This is a genomic window from Deltaproteobacteria bacterium, assembly GCA_009692615.1.
Lineage (GTDB): Bacteria > Desulfobacterota > Binatia > UBA9968 > UBA9968 > DP-20.
Genome location: SHYW01000007.1, coordinates 1 through 23,156, shown reverse-complemented (window position 1 = coordinate 23,156; position 23,156 = coordinate 1). Strand labels below are relative to the sequence as shown.

The following is a 23,156-nucleotide window of genomic DNA, read 5'->3' as shown; positions in this document are numbered from 1 at the left end:
ACTATTTACGAAACCAATTTTCGCCTCGGTTGATCAGATAAAGAAACAAAATCGACAAAGCGATGGTGCCGAATAGGCCGGCGTAGACTTCTTCGACTTCGAATTTGTACGACGCATCGGATAGCCACATGCCGACGCCGCCGACCTGGGCGACGTATTCTAAACCGAGCACCGATTTCAAAATGTAGGTGAGCGCCAAGCGAAAGCCGCTAAAGATCGTCGGCGCCACGGCGGGGAGCAAGATGTGGCGGAACAGCTGCCGGCGGGTGAGATTCATGCTGGCGCCGACTTGTAGCAGGATCGGGTTGACGTTTTGAAAGGCGCCTTTGGTGTTGATGATGATCGGGATCAAGCCGAAGATCGACGACAGCGCGATCACCGCCGCGCTGGTGCGGCCGAAGGTGACGAGAAAGATCGGGTAAGCGAGAATGATCGGCGAGGAGAATAACGCGGCGAGCGGCATTTCGTAGCTGGTGCCGATGAGTTTGTGACGCCAGAGGAGAAAACCCGCGAGCACGCCGAAAATTGTCGAGATCGTCAGGCAGGCGGCGATCTCGAACAGCGTGATGCCGGTTAGCGCCAGTGCGTGACCATGTAGCAGTTGCTGCCACAGGACGATGACCGCGCGAGTCGGCGCAGCGAGAAAAAACGTGCTGATCCAACCGGAACGCACCGAGGCTTCGACGATCACCAGTGCGCCGAAGATGATGCCCAATCGCCAGGCGGCAAGTCTTGTGCTTTCAGACATGATTCGGATGTGTTGGCCGCAAAGAACGCATAGTTCGCAAAATATTTTTTTGCGCTTTTGCGTTCTTTGCGGCTAATCCTTTTGATTCTGTTCCGTCCATTACTACGGTAGGAAGCTCAGATCGACTAGGGCGTTGAGTTCGGCCTGGGTCAGCGGCGCGTTCAGGAATTTGTTTCTGATGCCGTCGTCGATGATCGTTTGTAGGCCGCGGATCGGTTTCAGATTCATCGCGGCGCGGTTGTAGTAGTCCCAGGTGGCGAGCACGGCCGACTCGGGATATTTCATTTCAGCGCGGCGGATCCAGATTTTCGCGGTATCTTCTTTATTGGCGAACATGTAGTCGAGGGCGCGCTGCTGGGCGCGGAAGAAACCGCGCACCGCGTCGGGATTTTTCGCCGCGAAGTCGTTGTTGGTGAAATGGACGCGGGCGGACTGTTCGCGCATGGCGACGATCTCATCGCCCTTGACGACGACGCGCAGCTCGCCCTTCTCGACGCGATCCAATTGAAACGGAGCCACCGACCATCCAGCGTCGGTCTGGCCGGTCCGTAGCGCTGTATAGACTTCCGGGATGCCGCCCAAGGAGACCGGTTCCGCCGGTTTTAAACCCTTCGCTTTGATTTGGTCGGCGATACCTAAGACCGCCATGTGGCTCGACGCGCCGGGCCGGCTGTAAGCGACTTTCTTGCCGGCCAGGTCTTCGAGTTTGCGCATCGGCGTGTTGGCCTGGACATACCAGAAAGCGTCCATGCCGGTGATCTCGGCGGCGGCGATCTTGATCGGCGCCTTCTTGATGAACGCGCTGATCACCGCCAGGGTACCGGTGCCAAGACCAATTTGCGCGTCGCCGGAGACGACCGCTTGGACGTTTTCGCCGCCGCCGCGGGTGAAGACGGCGTCGACGTCGATATTATTTTCCCGGTAATAACCCTTCTCTTGAGCGATGTAGACCGGCAGGGCGACGGTGAAGAGGATGCGATGGGGGACGACGACGATGATCTTGGTGCGCGCGGCCGCAGCCCAGGTTGAAGAAGCGAAGGGCGATACGACCCATAGGACCCATACGACCGACACAAGATACTTTTTCATTGACGAATCTCCTTATTGTCTTTGTTCGGTTTGTTTAAAACTCTTGATCGATTCTTCTCGGAGCGCGCCCCAGACTTGGCCGACCAGTTTGCCGAAACGGTCCGACGCGATGATCGACGAGTCGCGCGGCTGGGGCAAGTCGATGGCGACGATTTCTTTCACGCGCCCCGGCCGTGCGGTCATGATCATGACCCGGTCAGAGAGCTGGACGGATTCGTTGATATTGTGCGTGACTAAAATGATCGTCTGCTTGAGTTGATCGCGAATCTTCATCAGCTCTTCGCCGAGAATAATGCGCGTCTGCTCGTCGAGGGCGCCGAAGGGCTCGTCCATCAATAGGATCTTCGGTTCGAGCACGAGCGCGCGGGCGATGGCGACGCGCTGTTTCATGCCGCCGGACAGCTCTGACGGATAGCGCTCTTCGAATCCCGACAAGCCGACGAGACCAATCATAGCCCGAGCTTTTGCTCGTCGTTCTTCGACAGCCACCCCGCGCATCTCAAGACCGAACTCGACGTTGCCCAACGTCGTGCGCCAAGGAAACGTCGACTCTTCTTGAAACACCATGCCGAGCCAAGGATGCGGACCGGTGACTTTCTCCGTGCCGACGGTCAAATCTCCTGAAGTGGCGGGAAGCAAGCCGCCGATGATTCGCAGCAGCGTCGACTTGCCGCAGCCCGACGGCCCGATGATCGAGAAAAATTCGCCGGCGTCGACGTCGAGAGAAACATTGTCGACGGCGGGAACCAGTGCCGACCCGTTGTTAGGTTCGCCGAAGACTTTGTTGACGTTGCGGAGATTTAAGATAGACATCTAACTATTTCAAACGCACGAGTAAAAGGTGGCCTAAAATAGGCGCAAAGTTGGTGGGCGTCAAGGAGAAATGGAAGGGGACGAAAAGCGCTGATTTATTGGGTTTCTCCCTTGGCTTGATCACGATTCGTTCACTTTAGGATGTAACGCCCAGACTTTTTTGTGCCAACTCTTTTTACTAAGCCCGCCATTATCAACGGGCGCAACAAATCCAGTGCGCCTTGCTTGGACATTCCGATGCCGTCCCAAATCTGCTGTGGCGTCATACTCTTTTGGTCACGCAACATTTGCAGTAATTGCTCTTGCTTCGGTCGCAGCACTAATTTCTTGCGGCCTGACTGCGCCGATAAGCGTTGCACACGGGTCCAAACTTTTTCCAGGGTCACGTGCAGTCCTTCCGCGGCATATTCTAGCCAACTCGTCAGGTCGCTGTCATGTTGGCGTGCGGCATCGAGCTCAGCGTAGTAACGCGGACGGTCTTCCCAATAAAACTCGTCCACCGAAAAAATGTGATGGGTATCGAATCCGCGTCGAAACAGTTCCCACAGGCCCAGTGTCCGTCCGACCCGCCCGTTGCCATCGGCAAATGGATGGATGGATTCAAAACGGTGATGGATAATAGCCGAAGATATGATTGACGAGTGTTTGCCCGCTTCCTTGTTCCACCACTCCAGGAGTTCAAACATCAGTCCCGATACGTCTTTGGGTGGCGGCGGCACGAATCGACCGACGCGCACGCCAATCGTGCGGTAGCATCCTGCCATGCCCTGATCCATGACATCGGCGGCGATGATTTTGTGCAGCTTGAACAGGTCTTCGTGCGTCAGCCGGGATTTCTTCAGGTTCTTTTCGATGAACCGTAGGCCGGCGAAATAATTGAGCACTTCCCGCTTCGCGCGGTCCGTGACACCCGCCAGTTCGCGCCCTTCCTCGACCGCGCGTACTTGCTCCAGCGTTAACGGATTGCCCTCGATGGCGGTCGAACTATGCGCGTTGCGCAGCCGTGTATCCTTTTGCAGCGCCGGAATCCACGGAACCTGCACCGCCGTGGCCAAAATGTTCTCCCGCAGTGCCGCGATATGCTCAACCCGAGCGAGCAAGCCCGGTGTGATGGTGAATTGGGGTTGGTAGCTCACAACCGGCAGGATAAGTTATGAGTCAAGTATAAGTCAAGTTATGGGTCAAGTGGTCCGCAGGGCGCTCAAAGTAGTTTACCTGCGGCCTGGTTACATTCTGCCTACCCCAGTTGGTTTAACGGAGATGCTTAGATTTCGCGCGCTGAATTAAAGCCGAATGTTAGTGATGTCTGCGCGAGTTTTCACGAGATGTGACGGTGGCAGGTATGGTGTTATTCTGTGCTTCACCGTAAAGGGAGAACGGGGAATGAGCGCGAGCAACTACAACACAATCCAAGCCGAGAACGGCGTCCCCATCAAAGCCTGGACCAAAGGCGTTGCGGTCGAAGCGGTGGCAGAAAAGCAACTGCGTAATGTCGCTTCAATGCCGTTCATCTACAAATGGGTAGCGGCGATGCCGGATGTGCATTGGGGGATTGGCGCGACGGTTGGGAGCGTGATTCCGACCAAGGGCGCGATCATTCCCGCGGCGGTGGGCGTCGACATCGGCTGCGGCATGATGGCGGTGCAGACGACTTTGAATGCGAGCCAGTTGCCGGACAATTTGCGCGCCGTGCGCACGGCGATCGAAAAGGCGGTGCCGCACGGGCGTACTGAAAATGGCCGCAAAGGCGACCGCGGCGCGTGGGGTGAGATTCCCAAGCGGCAGATCGGCGTCTGGCGTCAACTTGAGCGCGGCTACAAAACCATTACCGATAAATTTCCCAACCTCAATCGCGGCAACGACGTCAATCATCTCGGCACTCTGGGCACGGGCAATCATTTCATCGAAGTGTGCTTGGACGAGAGCGAGCAAGTGTGGTTCATGCTGCACAGCGGCTCGCGCGGCGTCGGCAACCGCATCGGCACGTTCTTCATCGAGTTGGCGCGAAAAGATATGCGCCAGTATATAAAAAATTTGCCGGATCGGGATCTCGCTTATTTCACCGAGGGCGGCGAGCATTTTGACGACTACGTCGAAGCGGTGAGCTGGGCGCAGGAGTTCGCGCTGTACAATCGTAAGCTGATGATGGAGCAGTTGGTCGAAGCGGTGACGCAGTTAAGCGGAGTGCCGCAGTTTTCTTTGACTGAGACGGCGGTCAACTGTCACCACAATTACGTCGCCCGCGAGGAGCATTACGGCCAGTCGGTTTTTGTCACGCGCAAAGGCGCGGTGCGCGCGGGCAAGGGCGACCTGGGCATCATTCCGGGCAGCATGGGCGCGCGCTCGTACATCGTCCGCGGCCTCGGCAACGACGAGAGTTTTCACTCGTGCAGCCATGGCGCTGGCCGCTTGATGTCGCGCAATGAAGCGAAGCGGCGTTTCAGTCTCGAAGATCATATCAAAGCCACCGCCGGCATCGAGTGCCGCAAAGATTCTGACGTGATCGACGAAACGCCGATGGCGTACAAGCCCATCGACGACGTGATGAACGCACAGAAGGATTTGGTCGAGATCGTCCACACGCTGCGGCAAGTAGTGTGCGTGAAAGGATGACGAGGAAGGCAGCAGGCAATAGGCAACAGTAAGAACCCTGTTTGCTAATTCTCCAGTCCCGGGTTTTCCATGAACACCGACGGCGCTAGCTTTTGTTTGGTCTCCGGATGGCGGATGGTGCGTTTCAAGATGAAATCGAAGAGCAGCGGATTGTAGTCGTAGATCTCATTGAGTGCTGTGCGTTCGGCTTTGGTGATGAAACCGTCGCTGGCCAGTGACCGCGTTCGGATTAGCGCGTTGATCGCCGGCAGTGGATAGTCGCTGCCGTTGACCAAGCGCGGGTGCAGGTCTTGGCGTTTAAGCAAGGTCGTGAACGGCCCAGGCATACGATTGAATTGCAGCATCGCCGAGATTTCGCCGAAGACCCGTCCAACATACTTGGGCTCGTCCATCAGGCGCAGAAATAAATCGAAGCACTGTGTTTGCTTGCCGCCGTTGTCGTGATCCGCGCAACGGCCGAGACTGGCGGCGTGGGCGACGATCACGCGCACGCCCATATCCAACGCTTTGCGCAAGCGCAGCGGATTACCGAGTTCTTGATCCGCGTCGGCTTCGACCGCTTGTTCTTCGCCGGCATGGCTCAGCAGGATCATGTTGTACTCTTTCATCTTGCGATAGAACGGTTCCGCCGATTTGTCCGCCGGGTCGATGCCCATGGCGTTGGGCAGCCATTTGACATATTTGACGCCGGCGTTGACCCATTTTTCCAATTCCACTAGCGCATCCCAACGGTGCGGATGGACCGAGATCACCGGCTCGAAGATATCGCTATGCTGACGGGCGAGGTCGACGACGTATTGGTTGGGCACATAGAAGTTGGTCTTGGCGAGATTGACCGTGCCGTCGGCGTTGTAATGTTTGTCGAAGGCGAGGATGCGGTACTTGCCATGGCGCTTGGCGCCGCGGGCCAAGCGCGCCAGCCGGCCGATATATTCACGATCGGCGTTGTCTATATTCTTGATATCCGCCGCGCTGGTGTAGATGAGAAATTTCAGCCGGTCGAGAGTGAAGCCGCTTTGCATTTTCGCATTGACGAAAGCGTCGCGCGCGCTCGTGCCGAGGGCGATGACGTGGGTGTGGAAGTCGACGAGTTTGTTCGAGTCGATGTCGGTAAAAGCTTGGTCGATGAGTTTTTGCGCCGCCGGCGATGCGCTGCGCTCAAGTTCTTCCGGTTGCTTTGAGAACGCGCCGCCGATTCGGTCGATCAGGCAGGCCGATAAGAACAACGTCGCGAGGATCAGCAAGAACGTAACGGTGATACGATTTGATTTCATGGCGGCGAAGCCGGTTCGCAATTTTTATAATATGATAATAGGGTCGCAGGCAACGGCTTGACAGCTTGGCGCGTCGTTTGTAAGGAACATTCATATCCAGCTTCTCTTAGGAGGACAACATGGATTTACAAGAACTCAGCCAGTGGATGAAAGATCGAAACCTCAAAGGCCATTGGGAACACTCGGAGTGGTCGCAGACGGTGAAGCCCCATTTATGGAAGGGCGAGGAAATCATGCAGGCGCTCAACTGGTCCGGCGAGCTGATCACCACGGGCGAAGCTGGGCGCAGAACGATTCAGATGCGCAATCCAGGTCTGTCCACGGGCATGACCAACACGGTGCATATCTCCGTGCAATTGGTGAAGCCCGGCGAAATCGCCGCGGCGCACCGCCACACCGCGGCGGCGATCCGCTTCATCGTCAAAGGCACGCCCAACGCTTACACCATCGTCGAAGGCGAGCGTTTCCAGATGTTCGAGGGCGACTTTATCACGACGCCCAACTGGACCTGGCACGATCACTTCAACGAGTCGACCGAACCGGTGATGTGGCTCGATGGTTTGGATGTGCGGCTAGTGACCCACTTCGGCGCCATGATCCAAGAAAATTTCAAAGCCCAGCAGCAGCCGGTGGAGAAACCGGAGAGTTATTCGTCGAAGGTGTTCGCCCACGCGCGGCCGAGCTGGATCAAGAATTCTTTTCAGGCGCCGCCCTATCGCTATCCTTGGACGGAAACCAACGCGACGCTGCAAGGTCTAAAAGACAGCGCCGGCGATCCCTACGACGGAATTATTCTTGAATATACCAATCCCTTGGACGGCGGCCATACGCTGCCGACTTGTTCCTGTTCGATTCAACTCTTGCGCCCCAAGGAAAAAACCAAGTCGCACCGCCATACCAGCACGACGGTGTACTATTCCTTCCGCGGCAAGGGCATGACCAAAGTGTCAGCCAATGAGTTCCACTGGGGCCAGAGCGATATCTTCGTCGTGCCGTCCTGGCAGTGGCACTCGCACGAGAACACGACCAACGAAGACGCGATCCTGTTTTCGATCAGCGACCGGCCGTCGACGGAGGCGCTGGGACTGTATCGCGAAGAAGCAGAATAAGGGCGCGATTTATCGCGCCAGGATTCGGAACCCGAGTGATTGGCCGCAAAGAACGCAAAGTTCACAAAAAAGAATACGATTGGTAGGGGCGGGTTTGAAACCCGCCAATCGCGCTACTGCACTTTGTAACCCATTTCTTTTGCGACTTCTTTCGCTAGGCGGTCGTCGGCTAACTCGGCGAAGACCGGCTTCTTGTCGACGAAGCGGCCTTGGGCTTGGATTGATTTCACCAGATTTTCCATGCCGGCGCGGGTCGGCACGCCGTCGGGGCTCAGGGTTTTCAAAAATACTTCATGGGTGCTGGCGGCGGTTTCTGGATCCATTTTTAGAATCCGCGTCATCAGCTCGACGCTTTTTTCTTTCGATTTGCGCATGATCTCTTTCGCCCCCTGCATGGCGCGGATCACCCGTTTCACTTCATCGGATTTGTTCTTGATATCTTTGGCGAGCACTGTCAGGCCGCCGCCGGGCATTTCAACCAGGGAGCCGATGTCGAGAATGATCGGAAAGTTTTTCTTGGTTGCCATGAACAGCGTCGGCGGATTGAGCGAGGCGGCGTCGAGAAAGCCGCTTTCCAGCGAACGGAGCATTTCTTGCGGCGGTAAGGCCATGATGTTGAATTCCTTCGGCGCGATGCCGAGTTTTTCCAAGGCGATCACCAAGGAGACGTGATTGGCCGCGCCCAAACTGCCGATGACGCCGATCTTTTTGCCTTTGAGATCCTGTAAGGTTTTGAACTTCGGATGGGCGACCAACGAGTAGGAAACGCGATCGGAAGAAACCCAGACGGCGCGAAATGGCAAGCCGCCGAGACTAGCGCTGACCACGCCCGGTCCGACGCCGGCAAAATAATCGATCTCGCCGGAAATCATCGCCGGCACGGTAATCGCCGGCGACATGAGAATAATTTCGACATCCAGACCGCGTTCCTGAAACAGTTTCCACTCGCGCGCCGCCAATAGCGCCAACGATGTGACGCTGAGTGCTGAGTTGGAGATGCGAATCTTGGCTCTGGGTTCTTGCGCGTGGCTCGGTGTGACGGCTGAAGCGATGGCGATGATGAGCATGGGTGCCCAGCGGGATAAGAATGATCTGCCATTCATGCGACTTTCTCGTTTTAGATTGTTTTGACTGTGCGCGTTGTTAAAGACCATTCACCACGAAGGCACGAAGATCGCGAAGTTCGGAATATTTTTGTCCGAAACCTTCGTGTCCTTCGTGCCTTCGTGGTGAATCATAGTCTATTTAGTACGGCTCGAAGCCGCGCAGCGCCGGCAGCACTTCTTTGCCGAATAGTTTAATCGAGCGCATGAGGTCGTCCTCGGCGATGGCGCCGATGTTGAACTCGGCCATCACGGTATTAAAAACCCCTTCGCTGGCGGCTTGCTTGATTTGTTCGATGACCGTTTTCGGCGAGCCGACAAAGGCGAGATTGCGCTCAAGCAGATAGTCGACGTCGATGGCGTGCAGCGCGATTTCGGCGCCGCCGGGATCGCCGCGCTTGGCGTGATTTTCCGCTAGCCGCTGGTAGCCGACGCCGCCCTCCGCTCTCGTGCCGAAAACATTTGTGAAGCAGTATTCGAACAACGGTTTCGCTTTGGCCACGGCTTTGGCATCGGTTTCGTCGACGTAGACTAAGATCCAATAACCGATATTCGGCTTCTGCGGGTGATTGGCTTCATTCCACAAGCGCAAGTACTCACGGTAGCGCGGCGCGACATCGGCGCGCGGCACGAGAAATAAATAACCGGTGTGAACGCCCTCGCGGGCGAGCAACGCTAGCGTTTCGGGATCGCGGGAATGAATCCAGATCGGCGGATGGGGCTTTTGCAGCGGCTTGACGCCGAGCGTGACGTTTTGATACTGGCGCGATTCGCCGGTGAAGCTGAAGGCACCGTCGCTGGACAGCGCTTTTTTTATGATCGCCAACGCTTCATGGGTGTTGGCCCGGCGATTTTGAAAATCGGCGTTGTACGGTCCGAAGAAGTCCGGCACGATGCCCGATACCAATCCAAGCTCCAAGCGGCCGTTGAGTACGTTATCTAACACCGCGGCATCTTCGGCGATGCGTAGCGGATCGTAGAGCGGCGCGATATAGCCCATGGTGCCAATGCGCAATTGTTTGGTGCGCATCGCCGCCGCGGCGCTGTAGATTGACGGCGACGGCATCCAGCTTTCGCGCGGGTTGAAGTGATGCTCGACGCAGAATCCGAAGTCGAAGCCCAGCTCATCGCAGACGCCGAGCTCGCGCCACAATTGTTCGTAGCGCTGCGCCGCGGTCATTCCCGGCTTGTTCCAGACATGGGAGAAGTGGGCGAATTTCATTCGAAGCTTTAGCCCGGCATTGCGCGAATTTTAACTAGCGTTTCTTGTAGAGGCTGTCAGTGTAACCGCTGAGATCCAATTCCTTGACGAAGCTGGCGTCGAAATAGTCTTCGGGATTGTGCGACTTCGCTTTAGGCTCGCTGGCGAGAATGGTTTTCAGCCCTTCGATGGACGGATATTGTTTTTTTGGCAATACCGCTTCACTGATTAAATTCTCCCAGGTTTTTTCCAAGACATCGCGCTCGACCGTGCGGCCGATGAATCGGCCCAAGGCTTTGATCGCGCTTTCCTTGTCGGTATAGATTCGATGCACCGCTTCGATTTGCGATTTCACATAGCGCCGGACGACATCGCGATTTTCACGGATATACTTTCTCGAGGTCGCCGCCGCGGTGTGTTGATAGACTAGACCGAGCTTGGGCAGGTCGGCGAGCGTGTTCATGCCGCGTTTTGATGCGATGATACTTGCCGGTGGATTGACTACCGTGGCTTGAACCCGACCGGCCATGACGGCGTCGACCCGCGCCGTGGTGCTGCCGATCTGCACGATGGTGACATCTTTGCCGGGAGTCAAACCGATCTTCGTCAGCGCATAGCGGGCGATGAAATCGGACGACGAGCCGAAGCGGCTGACCGCCACCGAACCGCCTTTGAGCTGCTCGGGAGTTTTGATATCGGGGCGGCTTTGCAAATAATAGTTGAGCGAGACCACGCCGCCGGCGATGATCGTCGCGTCGGAACCCGCCATCACGGAATTCACCACCGCCGGTCCAGCCAACTGGGCGATCGGTGTATCGGCGGAAACCAATGCCATGACGGCGGTGGTGCCGCCGGTAAAAAACACCGGCTGAACGTCGAGGCCGTTTCTTTCGAAGATGCCGGCGTCTTTGGCCAGCCACGCCGGCAAAGCGTCGCCGCTGATGGCGCTGTAGCCGACGTTAATCTTCGTCAATTGGGCCAGCGCCGATTGCGCAACGCCTAGCGAAAGCGCTGCGGCAAAAAACATTTGCCCAACGTTTCTTGCTCTCAGCATTTGCTCTCCAGTTCGGTTCGAATCTCTCGCCAATGCGAATGAGCGCCTTTGGCTCGCGGGTTAATAGCCGTACTTCTTTTCCAGCTCTTTGAGTTCGGCGTTGCCCAAGTTGGCGTACCACTTGCGAGTGTCTTCGATGCCTGGTGTGTTTTTGAAATAGGCGGCTTCGGTGCCGCTTTTTTTCAACTCTTCCAAACACTGGCGCATGCCGTGCAGCATGGCGACTTGGAGCACCGTCGGAATGCAGCCGACCCGGCCGCCCAGTTCGCCGTAGCGTTGCACGGTCATGACGCCGCGCGGTGGGACGCCGACCAATGGCTTGTCGAGTTTGGCGTAGGCCAAAATTTCTTCTTCCGTGCGCGCGCTCACCCAGGAAGCGTCGGCGCCGGCTTCGATGCAGGCTTGAGTTCGTTCGAGTCTTTCTTGCAGCGAGTCCTTGGCTTCCGAGCGCGCGATGATGATTAGATTCTCATCGCGCCGCGCGTCGACGGCGGCTTTGATCTTAGCGACGAATTCCTGCCTGGAAATCAAACCGACATCGAAGCCTTCGTGGCCGGCGCGTTTGGGCGTCAGCTGATCTTCGATGTGAATCGCGGCGACGCCGGCGCGGTCGAATTCTCTGACCGAGCGATAGACGTTGACCGCGTTGCCATAGCCGGTCTCGGCGTCGCTGACCACGGGGATGTTCACCGCGTCGACGATGTCGCGCGCTTTGTTGATCATTTCCGTGAGCGTCAGCAGGCCGGCGTCGGCGAAGCCGAGCGAGCGGTGTTGGCCGCTGCCGGAGATATGTACGAGCGGGAAGCCGAGCCATTCGACTAAGCGCGCTTGAATTCCATCGTTACAACTGGGCGCCAGATGACAGACCGATTGCTGCATCATCGCCTTCAATGCTTTGCGTTTTTCACCTGCGGTCATTTCCATTTTTTCTTTCTTCCTTTCGAATTTCCTAATCGTGATGTTCTGCTGATATCGATTTGGGCGACCGGCGGGTTGCCCCTGCGTCATGCTTTTTTGACGCCGGCGCGGGCGAATTCGTCGCGCCGGCCGACCGTAGCTTTTAACATTTCCGGCGGGATCATCTTGGCGCCGCCGAGGACTTCGGCGTAGATCGCCATCTGCGCCGCTTCTTCAACGATCAAGTTGGCGCGCGCCGCGGCGGCGGGATCGGCGCCGAAGGCGAGCACGCCGTGATTTTCCAGCAGCACCGCTTTAGTGTTTTTGCTGGCGCTCAAGGCGTCGGCGATATTCGCGACCGATTCCTTCGAACCGCGCGGGCCGTATTTAGCAAGCGGCACGCCGGCCGCCATGTCGTTGCGCACCAGCGCTTCGTAGGAGCAGCCGAGCGCGCGGCTGGCGATGGCGAAGCTGGTGGCGTAGGTCGAATGGGTGTGCACCACCGCGCCGGTTTCCGGCCGCTGTTTGTAGACGATGGCGTGCATGTGGACGATTTCCGCGTTGGTCGGGTTGATCTCGCCTTCGATCAGTTTGCCGTCGAGATCGAGCAAGGCGAGATTTTCTGGTTTGAGATTATCGAATGAACTGGAAGCGGTAAGCAAAATCGTCTCGGTGCCGGGCACGCGCACGCTAAAATTGCCATGATGGCTCATCGAGATCGCGCCGATGCGGACCAGAAAATTGGCGCTATCGATGACCGCTTGGCGTAGCTCAATGTGTTTCAGTACCATGGTTTTTCCCCTCGTAGTGTTGCGACCGACAATATCGTGATGCGCTGGCCGGTCTCAACCCTTTGGCGATCAAGATTCGACGCGGCTGCTAAAATATTCCCAGGCGCGGTTGGAAACTTCTTCGCCGGAAACTTGGGCGTAAATCACGGCCAATTCTTCCGGCGTAAAATAGCGCGGCTTGCCGGCCGACATGGCGCGTAGCTGATAATTGGCCGCCTCTTCCATCCACAGCGTCATGACGCAGACGCGCCGGACATCTTTGTCCGCGACATTGACGCCATGGCCGCGCAGCAACATGGCGCCATGTTTGCCGAGGGTCTTGGCGACTTCGTCTCCGAGCTCGCGGGTGCGGATCAAGGTGATCGGATCGAAGACTTGCACGTCATTTTTAAACACCGCTCCCGAGGCGTGCAGGGGCCGGATGGTTTCACCGAGGGCGCCGAGCACGACGCAGCTCGGCGGGTGAACATGGCAGACCGATTGAACATCGGGTCGCGCTTTGTAAATCCGCGCGTGAATCCAAAACTCGGTATTGGGCCGGCCTTCGCCGCTTAACTGATTGCCTTCGACATCGAGGGTTAAAAGATTATCTCTGCGCACCAGCGCGGGACTCATGCGCGGTGGAAAGATATAAGTGTCGGTGCTGGGAATGCGCGCGCTGACGTGGCCAAAGGCTGCGGCGATGCCCTGCTGATGCAGAATGTGGCTGGCGGTGACGATGTCTTGCTTGAGCTGATCGATGTCCATGGGCACAGTTCCTTTTTATCGGCTGTGCCAAATGACTTATGCCAAGGCGCCAAGAATGTCCACGGCTAGGTTGGTTTTCGCGGGAGAATTATCGGTTTACAGCGGCGAAAAAAAACCGGCTCGGCGTTGTACGCCGAGCCGGTTGGTTAAACCTTCTGGTTTCGAACCTGTGGGATTACTTCGCCATCATATGAGCCATGTTCGAATAACCGGAGTTGTTTGTGTTGTTGAAGCTGCGCACGCGGTAGTAATAGGTTCTACCCGAGGGGCGCTTGGTGTCGGAGAAAGTCGTCACGTTGGCACCCACCGTGGCGATCTGCGAGAAGCTCGAACCGTTATTCGAGCGCTCGATCTTGAAGCCGCTTTCGTTGCCTGAGTTGTCCGCCCAGGACAGATCGATGCGCCGTGACATGATGGAGGCTGCGGCTAAATTCGTTGGCGCGGTCAATGTTGGCGTTACTGTGATCAGCGGTGCCGCCACGTTGATCTGCAACGTGGTGCTGGCGGAACCGCCGCGGCCGTCGGAGACAGTGACCGTGAAGTTATTGAGCCCGACGTCGATGGACCCTGGCGTGCCGCTCAGCGCGCCATTGGCGCTGACGATCAGCCAAGCCGGCCCAGCGCTTTTGCTGAAGCTCAGCGTATCGTTGTCGGCATCGCTGGCGCTGCCCGCGAGCGTACTGGAATACGCCGCGCCTTGAGTCGCGTCGGGCTTGACGATGGGATTGCCGGTGAATACCGGCGGATTGTTTACCGTGACGGCGCCGCCGGAGCGGAACGCCGCGACGATGGCTGCGGTGTTATCGGCGGTTTGCGCGTTGTCCCGTTGATCGAGCACGCCGGTGGCGACGCCGTTGTAGAGGACATCGGGATTGGAATAATTCAAAACGCGCGGACAACCCAAGCTGCAAACATCGTACGACATGATCGTGCGGAATTGACCATTGACCCAGTGCGCGAACGAGTATGGATAGGAGGCCTGGTCCGGAGTCACGCCGGCGCTTTCCGGGTTATGTTCCATGCCGAGGTTGTGGCCGTGCTCGTGGGCTAAAGTCTGGTTCGTCAAGCAGCTTTGGGCGGTGACTTGAAACGCGTACCCTGCGAAACCGGAGCCCGGATTTCTCTGCACCCAGCCGATGCCGCAGTAGCCGCCGCCGTTGGCGGTAATCAGCGACACCATGTCGGCGGCGTTACTATCGCGCAACGAAGCCACGCCGGCATCGCCAGTGACCCAATTCAAATCGGTCGTGATCACGCCGGAATCGTTGTAGGCAACTTCACCCGCATAGGCGAGACGATAACGGCCGATCATGTTGCTGTTGATGAAGGCGCTATTGGCTTGATCGACGGCGGCCTGAATTTGCCCCTGGATCTGCGTCGTGCCGCCGCCGGCGGCGCGCGCTTGCGGCGTATAGACCGACATGAGTACGATCTCGGTAGTGGCACCCAGTGCCGCCACGGCGGGTGCAGTGGTCGTGGTGCTTTGATCATCAATCGAACCGCTTACTGGCGGCACCATCTCTTTGCCATGGGTATGCTGATCATGGCCCCACTCCGGCGCGAAACTGGAGGAATTAATTTTCTCGACGACGGTGCGGCCATTGGCGGCCGGCCGCAGAGTAAAAATCTCGTTGCCGTGCTGAATATGGCCGAGCAGTATGCCTTTGTGAACGGTCAATGTAACTTTGTGACTGGAGTCGCCTTGGGCGGCGCCGCGCCAGACCAAGCTGCGCGCGCCGCGCGCTTGATGATGTTCGCGATTGACCAGCAGGTCGGCTTTGCCGGGAAGGACGATGGTCATGTTTTCGGGACCGTTCCCTAAAAAATTTTGATCGATATCGCCGAGCAGAGCGCTTTGCCCATTTTGGCCAGCTTGGGTCGGCACTGGACGGGTTTTGAATAAATGGGGATGGCTTTGGGCGTGCAGCGCCACGGCGAACAAAAACAACAAGAGACCCGATGCAAATGCGACAAAGCGTTTCGCTCCAACTGGTTTTGGCTTCATGATAAAAAATCCTTTCATGGGCGCTTCTGGTTCGTTGGCGAGCGCGTTGGAGGGGCAACCCCATCCGCGTCATCACCGACCTGGAAACTTTGGTTTCTCGCTAATGGAGCACGTGCTATGCCAGCCGCTGTACGAAAAATTCTTTTTCATCGTTCTTACCCGATGTCACTTGGCGCTCTCTGATTGTTTCCACCGCTGGCCGAAGCGTTCGACACAATTGGACGGCTGGGCGAGGATTGAGTTGCTGGCGGCGGCCTTTCGCTACGCTTAGGTGGGAACGTGCGTTGGTCCTGCTCAGAATTGCGGGCGAAGATTGGCGTCGCTTGCGTGTGGTTTCACCAGCGGCGTGGTTTAGGCAATGTTCGAGCGTTTTTTGGAGTCGATGGAGATTCGATCGCTCACCGTAAGTTTGTTATGTCGTTGAAAAATTTGTTTGCACCACGACGGCACGAAGGGCACGAAGGTTTAGGAAAATAATCACCCCGAACTTCGTGATCTTCGTGTCCTACGTAGTGCAATTTCCGATTCGCCTAGCGCGCGGTTATCGCACCGGCGATATTTGAATAGGCTGAATCCGCCACGCCGTTATAAGCGCGCACGCGATAGCGATAGGCGGTGTTGCGTTTGAGGCCGCTATTGGCAAAAGTTTTTAGGTTGGCGCCCACCGCGGCAATTTGCGCGAAGTTGGTGCAAGTGGCACCGGTGCAACGTTCGATCTTAAAGCCGGTTTCGTTGTTGGCGTTGTCGGACCAGCTTAGATTGATCTGGCTGCGCGAGATCGTGCTTGCCGTTAGATTGCTCGGTGCGCTCGGCAAGCTGGCGTTGACCTGGATCGTCGTAGTGGTCGAGTTGGTCGCGCCTTGGTTGTCGGTGACGGTCAAGCGCGCGAGGTAGCTGCCCGGCGCGCTGTAGAGATGATTCGCGGTGGAACCGGAAGCGGTTGCGCCATCGCCAAAATTCCAAACATAGGCGATGATGGAGCCGTCGCCATCGGTCGAGCTGCTGCCGGTGAAGGCAACATTCAGCGGCGCGGTGCCTGAACCGGGTTGCGCCGACATGACCGCCACCGGCGTTTGGTTGCCGCTCGCCGCGGGCAAAACGAAAAGTGTGATACTCTGGGCTGGCAGCGTGTAGTTAAAACTGCCGCCGATGAAATTGACATCGCCCAGGTGATTAATCGCATTGGTCGCGCCGAGCTGCCAGACATGGGCGCTGCCGTTATGGGGAAAATTGGCGAGATTGAGCGTCACCGCGGTCGTGCCGGATAGATACTTGCTGATCGCCATGATCGTCAGCGCGCCGTCGGCGGAGCGTTCGGCGGCGAAGACCGTGACGTTATCGGGATTCGCCGCCGTTGCCGCGACGCTGACATCGCCGAAGGTCGACTTGTTGCCGTCGTAGTTGCGATAAAGTCTCATCGCTTTGTAAGTCGGCGTGCTGGCATCCGGCGTGGTCCAGCGCGCCGCCATGTCCAAGCCTTCGCGGCCGAAGATGCCATAGATGTCGGCTTGCGCGGTGGCACCGTTGATATGATTTTCCGCGCCCCAGTTGTATTCCGTGATGCCGGTGAGCGTGCCGGGATAGTAGGCGTTCACCCAGTCGCGCAGGCGCGGCACTAACTTGACGCGGTCGTTGATCCAGCTTTCGTCGATATAATTAGGGTCCCACAGCGAGCGCGTCGAGCGATTGCGCCGAAGCTGCATCACCGTCGAAGTGTCGTCGCTAAATTCCCCGCCTTGCGGGTAGTAATGCACGGTAAAAATATCGAGCAAGCGTTTGCCGGTGGCTAAGTCATTTTGCCGCAGCTGATCGAGCAACCAGGGTAAGTAATCCCAGCCGCCGTGGGCGACGCGATCGGGAAGATTGCTCCAGCCGTGCAAGCTGCCGTACTGCTGATCGTAGCCGCTGAGCGTGTAACCGCTCCAACCCCATTCCTCAGGGCCAACCACCAGGGCCGATGGATCGACGATTTTGAGCTTGCCGGCGAAGTCGATAATTTTGTTCTTGATCTCATCCATGGTCGCGCCAGTGGAATGGACGTCGCGATGCGTGGCGTGCCAGATGCTCGGCTCGTTGTCGAGAATGTAATAGCGCAAACCACCGTTGCTGTTGGCGCCCCAGCGGTTGACTAAATGCTGCGCCCAGCTTTGCTGCACCGTCGAGTTCGACGCGACGTTGGCATCGTTGGGATTGTTGCCGGTGACGTAACCGCCGCCACTGCGGATGCCGTTGCCGGCGTCCGCGAACCATTGCCAGTCGTTGCCGGTTTGGGCGCCGTATTTGGCGATGGAAAAACTCGCTAACTTGCCGCGATTCGCTCCGAGCTTAGCGATCCAGTCGAGCGTCGGAATGGTGAGCATTGCTTGTGCATTGGCTGCCTTGGCATTTGCGATAAATGTATCGCCGCGCTCACCGGCCACGGCGCTCGGTTCCGGTATGCTTTCGAAATACCAATCGTTGGCGCGATTGTCCGCGTTCAACTGCCAATTGTAACGGCTGGTGTTGTTGCCGCCGTTGCGGTTGAGTGGGCTGTTCAAGTCGTTTAACTGCGCGGTAGTCGCATGGGCAACGCCGTAAATGTTCGGATTAATCGGCCGGCGATTCAAATTGACGTCGACGTTGATCGTCGCTGGCGGATTCTGCGCGCCGGCGCCAAGCGCGAAAAAAATGACTACGGTACGAATTAAGCGGGATAAGTAGCTACGACTTGAACAGACCATAATCTTGGCCCCCGTTTTTTGGTTGGATACAATGATTCGACTACGGGCGGGGAAACGAGCAGAAACCATGCCGAGGGTTTGCCGTGTAGGCGAAAGCAGTTTAACGCCAAAGATCTGCTAAATTATGTCATCGCTGCCAGGTGAATTGTCCGTGGCCGCCGCAAATGGACTGACATGTTGACGCTGTGGGCGCTTTTCGGATAGGTTTTCAGCGTCGGTCGAAGAGATATTTCTATTTATGACTCATGGCCGGGATTTATCCCCACAATTAACTGCGATCAGTCCCGCGCGCCAGGTCGAGCTTGAACAGGATCTCGATCGCGCTCGTTGGGAAATCGCTCAGCTCAATGAGATCGGCATCGCGCTGTCGACCGAAAAAGATCGCGAGGCGCTGCTCCGTTTCATGCTGCAAAAGTGCCGCGAGATCACCAACAGCGACGCCGGCTCGCTTTATCTAACCGAAGAGAACGACCGCGGCGAACGCTCGTTGCGTTTCAAAATCACTCAGAATGACAGCGTGTCGGTGCCGTTTACCGAATCGCTGTTAGCCATCGATCGTTCGAGTCTGGCCGGTTACGTCGCTAGCACCGGCGACGAGATCGCTTTGGCGGATGTTTATCAGATCCCGCCGGAGTTGCCGTTTCGCTTCAATCCCAAATTCGACGAGGACAGCGGTTACCGTTGTAAGTCGATGTTGGTGGTGCCGATGAAACATCCGCGCGGTGAAATCACCGGAGTGATCCAACTGATCAATTTTAAGCGCGACATTAATTCGCGCGTTGATCGCCAAACCGTCGACGATGTCGTGGCGTCCTATCCCGAACAATGCCGGCCGATGCTCCGCTCGGTGGCGAGCCAGGCGGCGGTGGCGATCGAGAACAACCGGCTCTATGACAGCATCGAAAATTTATTCGAGGGCTTCGTGCGCGCTTCGGTGGGCGCCATCGAGTCGCGCGATCCGACCACTTCCGGCCATTCCTTTCGCGTCGCCGATCTAACCGTAGGATTGGCTGAGGCGGTGGACCGCGCCGATAGCCAGGCTTTCCGCGACATTCGTTTCAGCCGCGCCGAGATGAAAGAGATTCGCTACGCGTCCTTGCTGCATGATTTCGGTAAGGTCGGCGTGCGCGAAGAGGTGCTGGTCAAGGCCAAAAAGCTTTATCCCCGGCAATTAGATCTGATCCGCCAGCGTTTCGCCTATGTGCGCAAAGCGCTGGAGCATGAACAGAGCGAGCGCAAGCTGGCCTATCTTTTGGCCAAAGGCCGGGCCGAATTTCTCGCCCGCCAGGCTGAGTTTCAAAATGAACTCGACGCGCAATTGAGTGAGCTCGATGAGTTTCTCGAATTCATCGTGCGCTGCAACGAGCCGACGGTGATGCGCGAGGGCAATTTTACCCAGCTCGCCGAGCTGGCGGCGCGCCAGTTCATCGATCCGGCGGGCCAACCGCAGCCGCTGTTGGCGAGCGCGGAAGTTAAATTACTTTCCATCGACCGCGGCAGCCTGGATAACGACGAGCGGCTGCAGATTCAATCCCACGTCACGCACACCCAGAGTTTTTTGCGCCAGATCCCTTGGACCAAGGAAATTAAAAATATTCCCGAGATCGCTTCGGCGCATCATGAGAAACTCGACGGCACCGGTTACCCGCGCAATCTGGCGGCGCCGGCGATTCCGTTCCAGTCGAAGATGATGACGATCTCAGATATTTACGACGCCCTATCGGCCAATGACCGCCCCTACAAACGCGCCGTGCCGCGGGAGCGCGCCCTCGATATACTGCTCGACGAAGTCAAGCATGGCGCCATCGACGGCGATCTGCTGCAACTGTTTCGCGACGCGGAAATTTTTCGCCTGGCTACGAACGGCTGATTCGTTCTTCGAGCCGTCATTCTCACCCGTGACCAAGGGCGACCGCCGGTCGCCCCTACGAAATATTAAAAAATGGGTTCTTCCGGGTTTACCGTGAAGACTTATTCACCACGAAGGACACGAAGAGCACGAAGTTCGGACTAAAAATTTTCCTAACCCTTCGTGCCCTTCGTGGTGAAAACTCTTTCCCGTTTGGTTGCGGCTGTGCCGCGCTGTGCTCTTCGTGGTGAAAAAAACAAACTGGACGTGACGCGCTATCCAGACAAAAGCCTGAAGCGCCTAAAAATGAAACAGCCGCTGGGGATTAGTCGAGAGAATCTTTTCCATGGTTTCGTCGCTCAGATCGCCGCGCGCTTTGAGGCCGTTGGCCAACTGATCCTGACGGAACGCGTCGCCGTGGGGAAAGTCGGTGGCGGTGACGAGAAAGTCGTCGCCGTTCTTGCCGATGATGTAGGGCAGATCGTCGTCCATGGCGCAGGAGACGAAAACCCGCTCGGCGAGCCACTGATCGATCTTGGTTTTCTTGCTCGCGCGCAAACCTTTGATCAAGCGCGTGGTCCACTCCGAGCCGGCTTCTAAAAATGCCACCCGCAGTTTGGGAAAATCTTCGAGCAGTGTCGAGCCTAAGATTTGTTGGAAAGCGTAGAGGACGTACGGCCCGCTGACGATGCCTTTGCCGAGGGGATGGATATGGGGGCGGCCGTCTTCGTAGGTTGGCCGCGGCACACCTTGAAACATTTCCCGAATCATCGGACTGGAACCGTTGCCGACATGAACCGTCACCGGCAAATCTTGCTTCGCCGCCTCTGCAAAAATCGGCCAGTGCTCGGGATGGGTGAGCGGCCGGTCCCACTCGATGCCGCGGGCGTAGATGCCGGCGGCCGAGCCGAGAGTTTTCACCCGGCGGATTTCTTGCACCGCCATCTCCGGCCGGCGCCAGGGGACGATGGCGACGTACCAGATGCGACCGCCGGATTGAGCGCATTGGGTGGCCATGAATTGGTTGTAGCTGCGCGCCAGCGCGGCTTCCAGTTCGACGTTCTCGGCCAAGCAGCCCAACCAGATGGACGGAAAGACCACTTGGGTGTCGATGCCCAACTCGTCCATGTGGCGCATGCGGGTTTCGACATCGCGCATTTCCTGCACCGGGATCGATACGTCTTTCTTTGACGCCCGCGCCATGGTCGTCGGGTTGGCGGCGAAAAAGCGCAGCTTGTAATCGATCACCCAGGCGGCGTTGTGCCAGCCAAAGCAGGTGTCTTCGGGAAAGGTCAGCGGGATCGGCCGCAGTAAATAAAATTCCGGGTCGAGATATTGCCAAGTTTCGACGCACTCTTCGACATGGGCGTCGCAATCGATCACACGCATGGGTTTATCCTTTTCGCTTGCCGATTCACTTCGACAAATTATGGCAGTGATGCGGCGCTGTCAAACCAGCCGCCGGCTTGATAAAGATGCGGCGCTAAGATTAGAGTTTGACGAGTTTATTTTGAGCTGGAGATTGCGATGATGAAGCGCGGAACATACCAATTGGCGGTCGGTGCTTTAGTGCTGGCGCTGCAATGGGCGGGATCGCCGTTTGCCGCCACCGTGGAAGAGATCGCGTTGCTCAAGTCGCCCAACCGGGAAAAGACTCTCGTCGAAGGCGCCAAGAAGGAAGGCAAGATTAATTTTTATACCGGACTGATCGTCGATCAGGTGGTTCGGCCGTTGAAGGAAGCTTTCGAAAAAGACTATCCGTTCGTTCAACTGGAATTTTTTCGCGGCAACTCGGAGCGCGTCGCGCAAAAGATGTTGCTCGAATATCAGGCCAAGCGTTACGACGTCGACCTGATCAGCGGCAGCGGCTCGACGACGATGATCCAGCAGGCGGGCTTCATGCAGCGTTTCACTTCGCCGCAGCTGGCCGAGTATCCGCCGGAACTCAAAGATCCCAAGGGTTTTTGGGCGAGCAGCAACGTCTATTTCATGACCGCGGCCTACAACACGCGCAACGTCAAAGCCGCCGATGTGCCGAAGAGCTACGAGGACTTGCTCCATCCGCGTTGGAAAGGCCAGATCATGTGGTCCACCAGCCGGGGCTCGGGCGGGCCGCAGTTCATCGGCCATATTCTTCTCACCATGGGGCAGGAGGCCGGCAAGGCGTATTTGCAAAAGCTGAAACAGCAAAATATCGCCAAGACCACCGCCAGCGCGCGCCAGGTGTTGGATTTAGTAATCGCCGGCGAATATCCGATGGCGCTGCAAATTTTCAATCACCATGCCTACATCAGCAAGGCCGCCGGCGCGCCGGTGGAGTGGCTGCCGTTGGAGCCGGTGACGGCGACCATCAGCACCATCGGTCTAGCGAAATATTCACCCCATCCCCACGCGGCGATGTTGTTTCTCGATTTCCTGTTGTCGCGCAAAGGCCAACGGATCATTCAAGCGGCCAACTACCTGCCGTCACACCCGGACGTGCCGGCGCGCCAGGCCGACCTCAAACCCGGCGGCGGCCGCTTCAAACGCGCCAGCTACATCAGCCCGGAAACGATGCACGAGAAAGCCAACGAGTGGACTGATTATTTTCAGAAAGAGTTTTTGAAGTAAGGGATAGAAGATTCGGAGTCGGATTGTCTCTCGCAAAGGCGCAAAGGCGCTAAGTGACGGGCAAGGCCCGTCATCCGGACCAAGCCGTCGAAGATCGGAGAGATTTCTCCCTTCGGTCGAAATGACAGTCGTTATTTTCTTACCTTTGCGTCCCAGCACCTTTGCGGGAGAAAAATCCGAATCCGAGACTCTCGCTACTTGATGACTTTGCCGGCGCGCAGGTCGCTTAGCTGCGCGCCGCTCAGGCCCAGGACATTGCCCAGCACATCGTCGGTGTGTTGGCCCAACAGCGGCGCGTCGGCGCGGATGCTGGTGGGGGTCTTCGACATGTGAATCCATGGCGCGAGCAATTTCACTGGGCCGGCCACCGGATGATTTCTGTCGACGAACGCTTTGCGTTCCTTGATATGCTCGTCTTCGATGACTTCACCCATGGATAGGATCGGCGCGCCGAAGTAGTCGATGTGGCGCAGCCCTTGCCAGAGTTCCTGGCGGGGTTTGGTTGCCACCCAGGCTTTGACGAGATTGTACAA

19 protein-coding genes are annotated in these 23,156 nt (G+C 57.2%); 4 read left to right on the top strand and 15 right to left on the bottom strand.

The window, feature by feature from the left end:
• Window position 1: 1 nt before the first annotated feature.
• The 4 genes from EXR70_02700 to EXR70_02685 all read right to left on the bottom strand — a co-directional run bounded on the left by EXR70_02700 (window position 2) and on the right by EXR70_02685 (window position 3,798).
• Entirely contained in the window at window positions 2-748 is a 747-nt protein-coding gene (locus tag EXR70_02700; protein ID MSP37390.1) for an ABC transporter permease subunit, read from the bottom strand.
• A 102-nt stretch (window positions 749-850) separates the two neighbouring features.
• Complete coding sequence (locus tag EXR70_02695) at window positions 851-1,837, bottom strand: ABC transporter substrate-binding protein (GenBank protein ID MSP37389.1); 987 nt, start codon at window positions 1,835-1,837, stop codon at window positions 851-853.
• A gap of 12 nt (window positions 1,838-1,849) precedes the next feature.
• Window positions 1,850-2,650: an ABC transporter ATP-binding protein gene (locus EXR70_02690; protein MSP37388.1), complete on the bottom strand. Its 801-nt coding sequence runs from the start codon at window positions 2,648-2,650 to the stop codon at window positions 1,850-1,852.
• Window positions 2,651-2,781: 131 nt separating this feature from the next.
• Complete coding sequence (locus tag EXR70_02685) at window positions 2,782-3,798, bottom strand: Fic family protein (protein MSP37387.1); 1,017 nt, start codon at window positions 3,796-3,798, stop codon at window positions 2,782-2,784.
• Window positions 3,799-4,033: 235 nt separating this feature from the next.
• Between EXR70_02685 and EXR70_02680 the strand changes: the two genes are divergently transcribed.
• Entirely contained in the window at window positions 4,034-5,263 is a 1,230-nt protein-coding gene (locus EXR70_02680; protein ID MSP37386.1) for an RtcB family protein, read from the top strand.
• Between the two features lie 44 nt (window positions 5,264-5,307).
• Here EXR70_02680 and EXR70_02675 read toward each other — a convergent pair whose 3' ends face one another.
• Window positions 5,308-6,537 (bottom strand): amidohydrolase, encoded by a 1,230-nt coding sequence (locus EXR70_02675; GenBank protein ID MSP37385.1) that lies wholly within the window; start codon window positions 6,535-6,537, stop codon window positions 5,308-5,310.
• A 119-nt stretch (window positions 6,538-6,656) separates the two neighbouring features.
• Between EXR70_02675 and EXR70_02670 the strand changes: the two genes are divergently transcribed.
• Window positions 6,657-7,646 carry a cupin domain-containing protein gene (locus EXR70_02670; GenBank protein ID MSP37384.1) on the top strand — a complete coding sequence of 330 codons (990 nt, stop codon included), beginning with the start codon at window positions 6,657-6,659 and terminating at the stop codon, window positions 7,644-7,646.
• 113 nt (window positions 7,647-7,759) lie between these two features.
• Here EXR70_02670 and EXR70_02665 read toward each other — a convergent pair whose 3' ends face one another.
• The 8 genes from EXR70_02665 to EXR70_02630 all read right to left on the bottom strand — a co-directional run bounded on the left by EXR70_02665 (window position 7,760) and on the right by EXR70_02630 (window position 18,164).
• Window positions 7,760-8,800: an ABC transporter substrate-binding protein gene (locus tag EXR70_02665; protein MSP37383.1), complete on the bottom strand. Its 1,041-nt coding sequence runs from the start codon at window positions 8,798-8,800 to the stop codon at window positions 7,760-7,762.
• 91 nt (window positions 8,801-8,891) lie between these two features.
• Complete coding sequence (locus EXR70_02660; protein ID MSP37382.1) at window positions 8,892-9,971, bottom strand: LLM class flavin-dependent oxidoreductase; 1,080 nt, start codon at window positions 9,969-9,971, stop codon at window positions 8,892-8,894.
• A gap of 34 nt (window positions 9,972-10,005) precedes the next feature.
• Window positions 10,006-11,004: an ABC transporter substrate-binding protein gene (locus EXR70_02655; protein MSP37381.1), complete on the bottom strand. Its 999-nt coding sequence runs from the start codon at window positions 11,002-11,004 to the stop codon at window positions 10,006-10,008.
• Between the two features lie 60 nt (window positions 11,005-11,064).
• Window positions 11,065-12,012, bottom strand: coding sequence for an isocitrate lyase/PEP mutase family protein (locus tag EXR70_02650; GenBank protein MSP37380.1), 948 nt, complete (start codon window positions 12,010-12,012; stop codon window positions 11,065-11,067).
• Complete coding sequence (locus EXR70_02645) at window positions 12,009-12,692, bottom strand: class II aldolase/adducin family protein (protein ID MSP37379.1); 684 nt, start codon at window positions 12,690-12,692, stop codon at window positions 12,009-12,011. Before EXR70_02645 ends, EXR70_02650 begins: the two co-directional genes overlap by 4 nt.
• Before the next feature lie 69 nt (window positions 12,693-12,761).
• Entirely contained in the window at window positions 12,762-13,439 is a 678-nt protein-coding gene (locus EXR70_02640) for a class II aldolase/adducin family protein (protein MSP37378.1), read from the bottom strand.
• 175 nt (window positions 13,440-13,614) lie between these two features.
• A complete protein-coding gene (locus tag EXR70_02635; GenBank protein ID MSP37377.1) occupies window positions 13,615-15,462 on the bottom strand; it encodes a hypothetical protein in 1,848 nt (615 codons plus the stop codon).
• 512 nt (window positions 15,463-15,974) lie between these two features.
• Complete coding sequence (locus EXR70_02630; GenBank protein ID MSP37376.1) at window positions 15,975-18,164, bottom strand: PKD domain-containing protein; 2,190 nt, start codon at window positions 18,162-18,164, stop codon at window positions 15,975-15,977.
• Window positions 18,165-18,402: 238 nt separating this feature from the next.
• Between EXR70_02630 and EXR70_02625 the strand changes: the two genes are divergently transcribed.
• Complete coding sequence (locus EXR70_02625) at window positions 18,403-20,034, top strand: GAF domain-containing protein (protein ID MSP37375.1); 1,632 nt, start codon at window positions 18,403-18,405, stop codon at window positions 20,032-20,034.
• 279 nt (window positions 20,035-20,313) lie between these two features.
• Here EXR70_02625 and EXR70_02620 read toward each other — a convergent pair whose 3' ends face one another.
• Entirely contained in the window at window positions 20,314-21,402 is a 1,089-nt protein-coding gene (locus EXR70_02620) for a hypothetical protein (GenBank protein MSP37374.1), read from the bottom strand.
• A gap of 138 nt (window positions 21,403-21,540) precedes the next feature.
• Between EXR70_02620 and EXR70_02615 the strand changes: the two genes are divergently transcribed.
• Window positions 21,541-22,623 carry an extracellular solute-binding protein gene (locus tag EXR70_02615; GenBank protein MSP37373.1) on the top strand — a complete coding sequence of 361 codons (1,083 nt, stop codon included), beginning with the start codon at window positions 21,541-21,543 and terminating at the stop codon, window positions 22,621-22,623.
• Window positions 22,624-22,817: 194 nt separating this feature from the next.
• On the opposite strand, the gene EXR70_02610 is transcribed toward EXR70_02615, so the two are convergent.
• Window positions 22,818-23,156: a hypothetical protein gene (locus EXR70_02610; protein MSP37372.1), complete on the bottom strand. Its 339-nt coding sequence runs from the start codon at window positions 23,154-23,156 to the stop codon at window positions 22,818-22,820.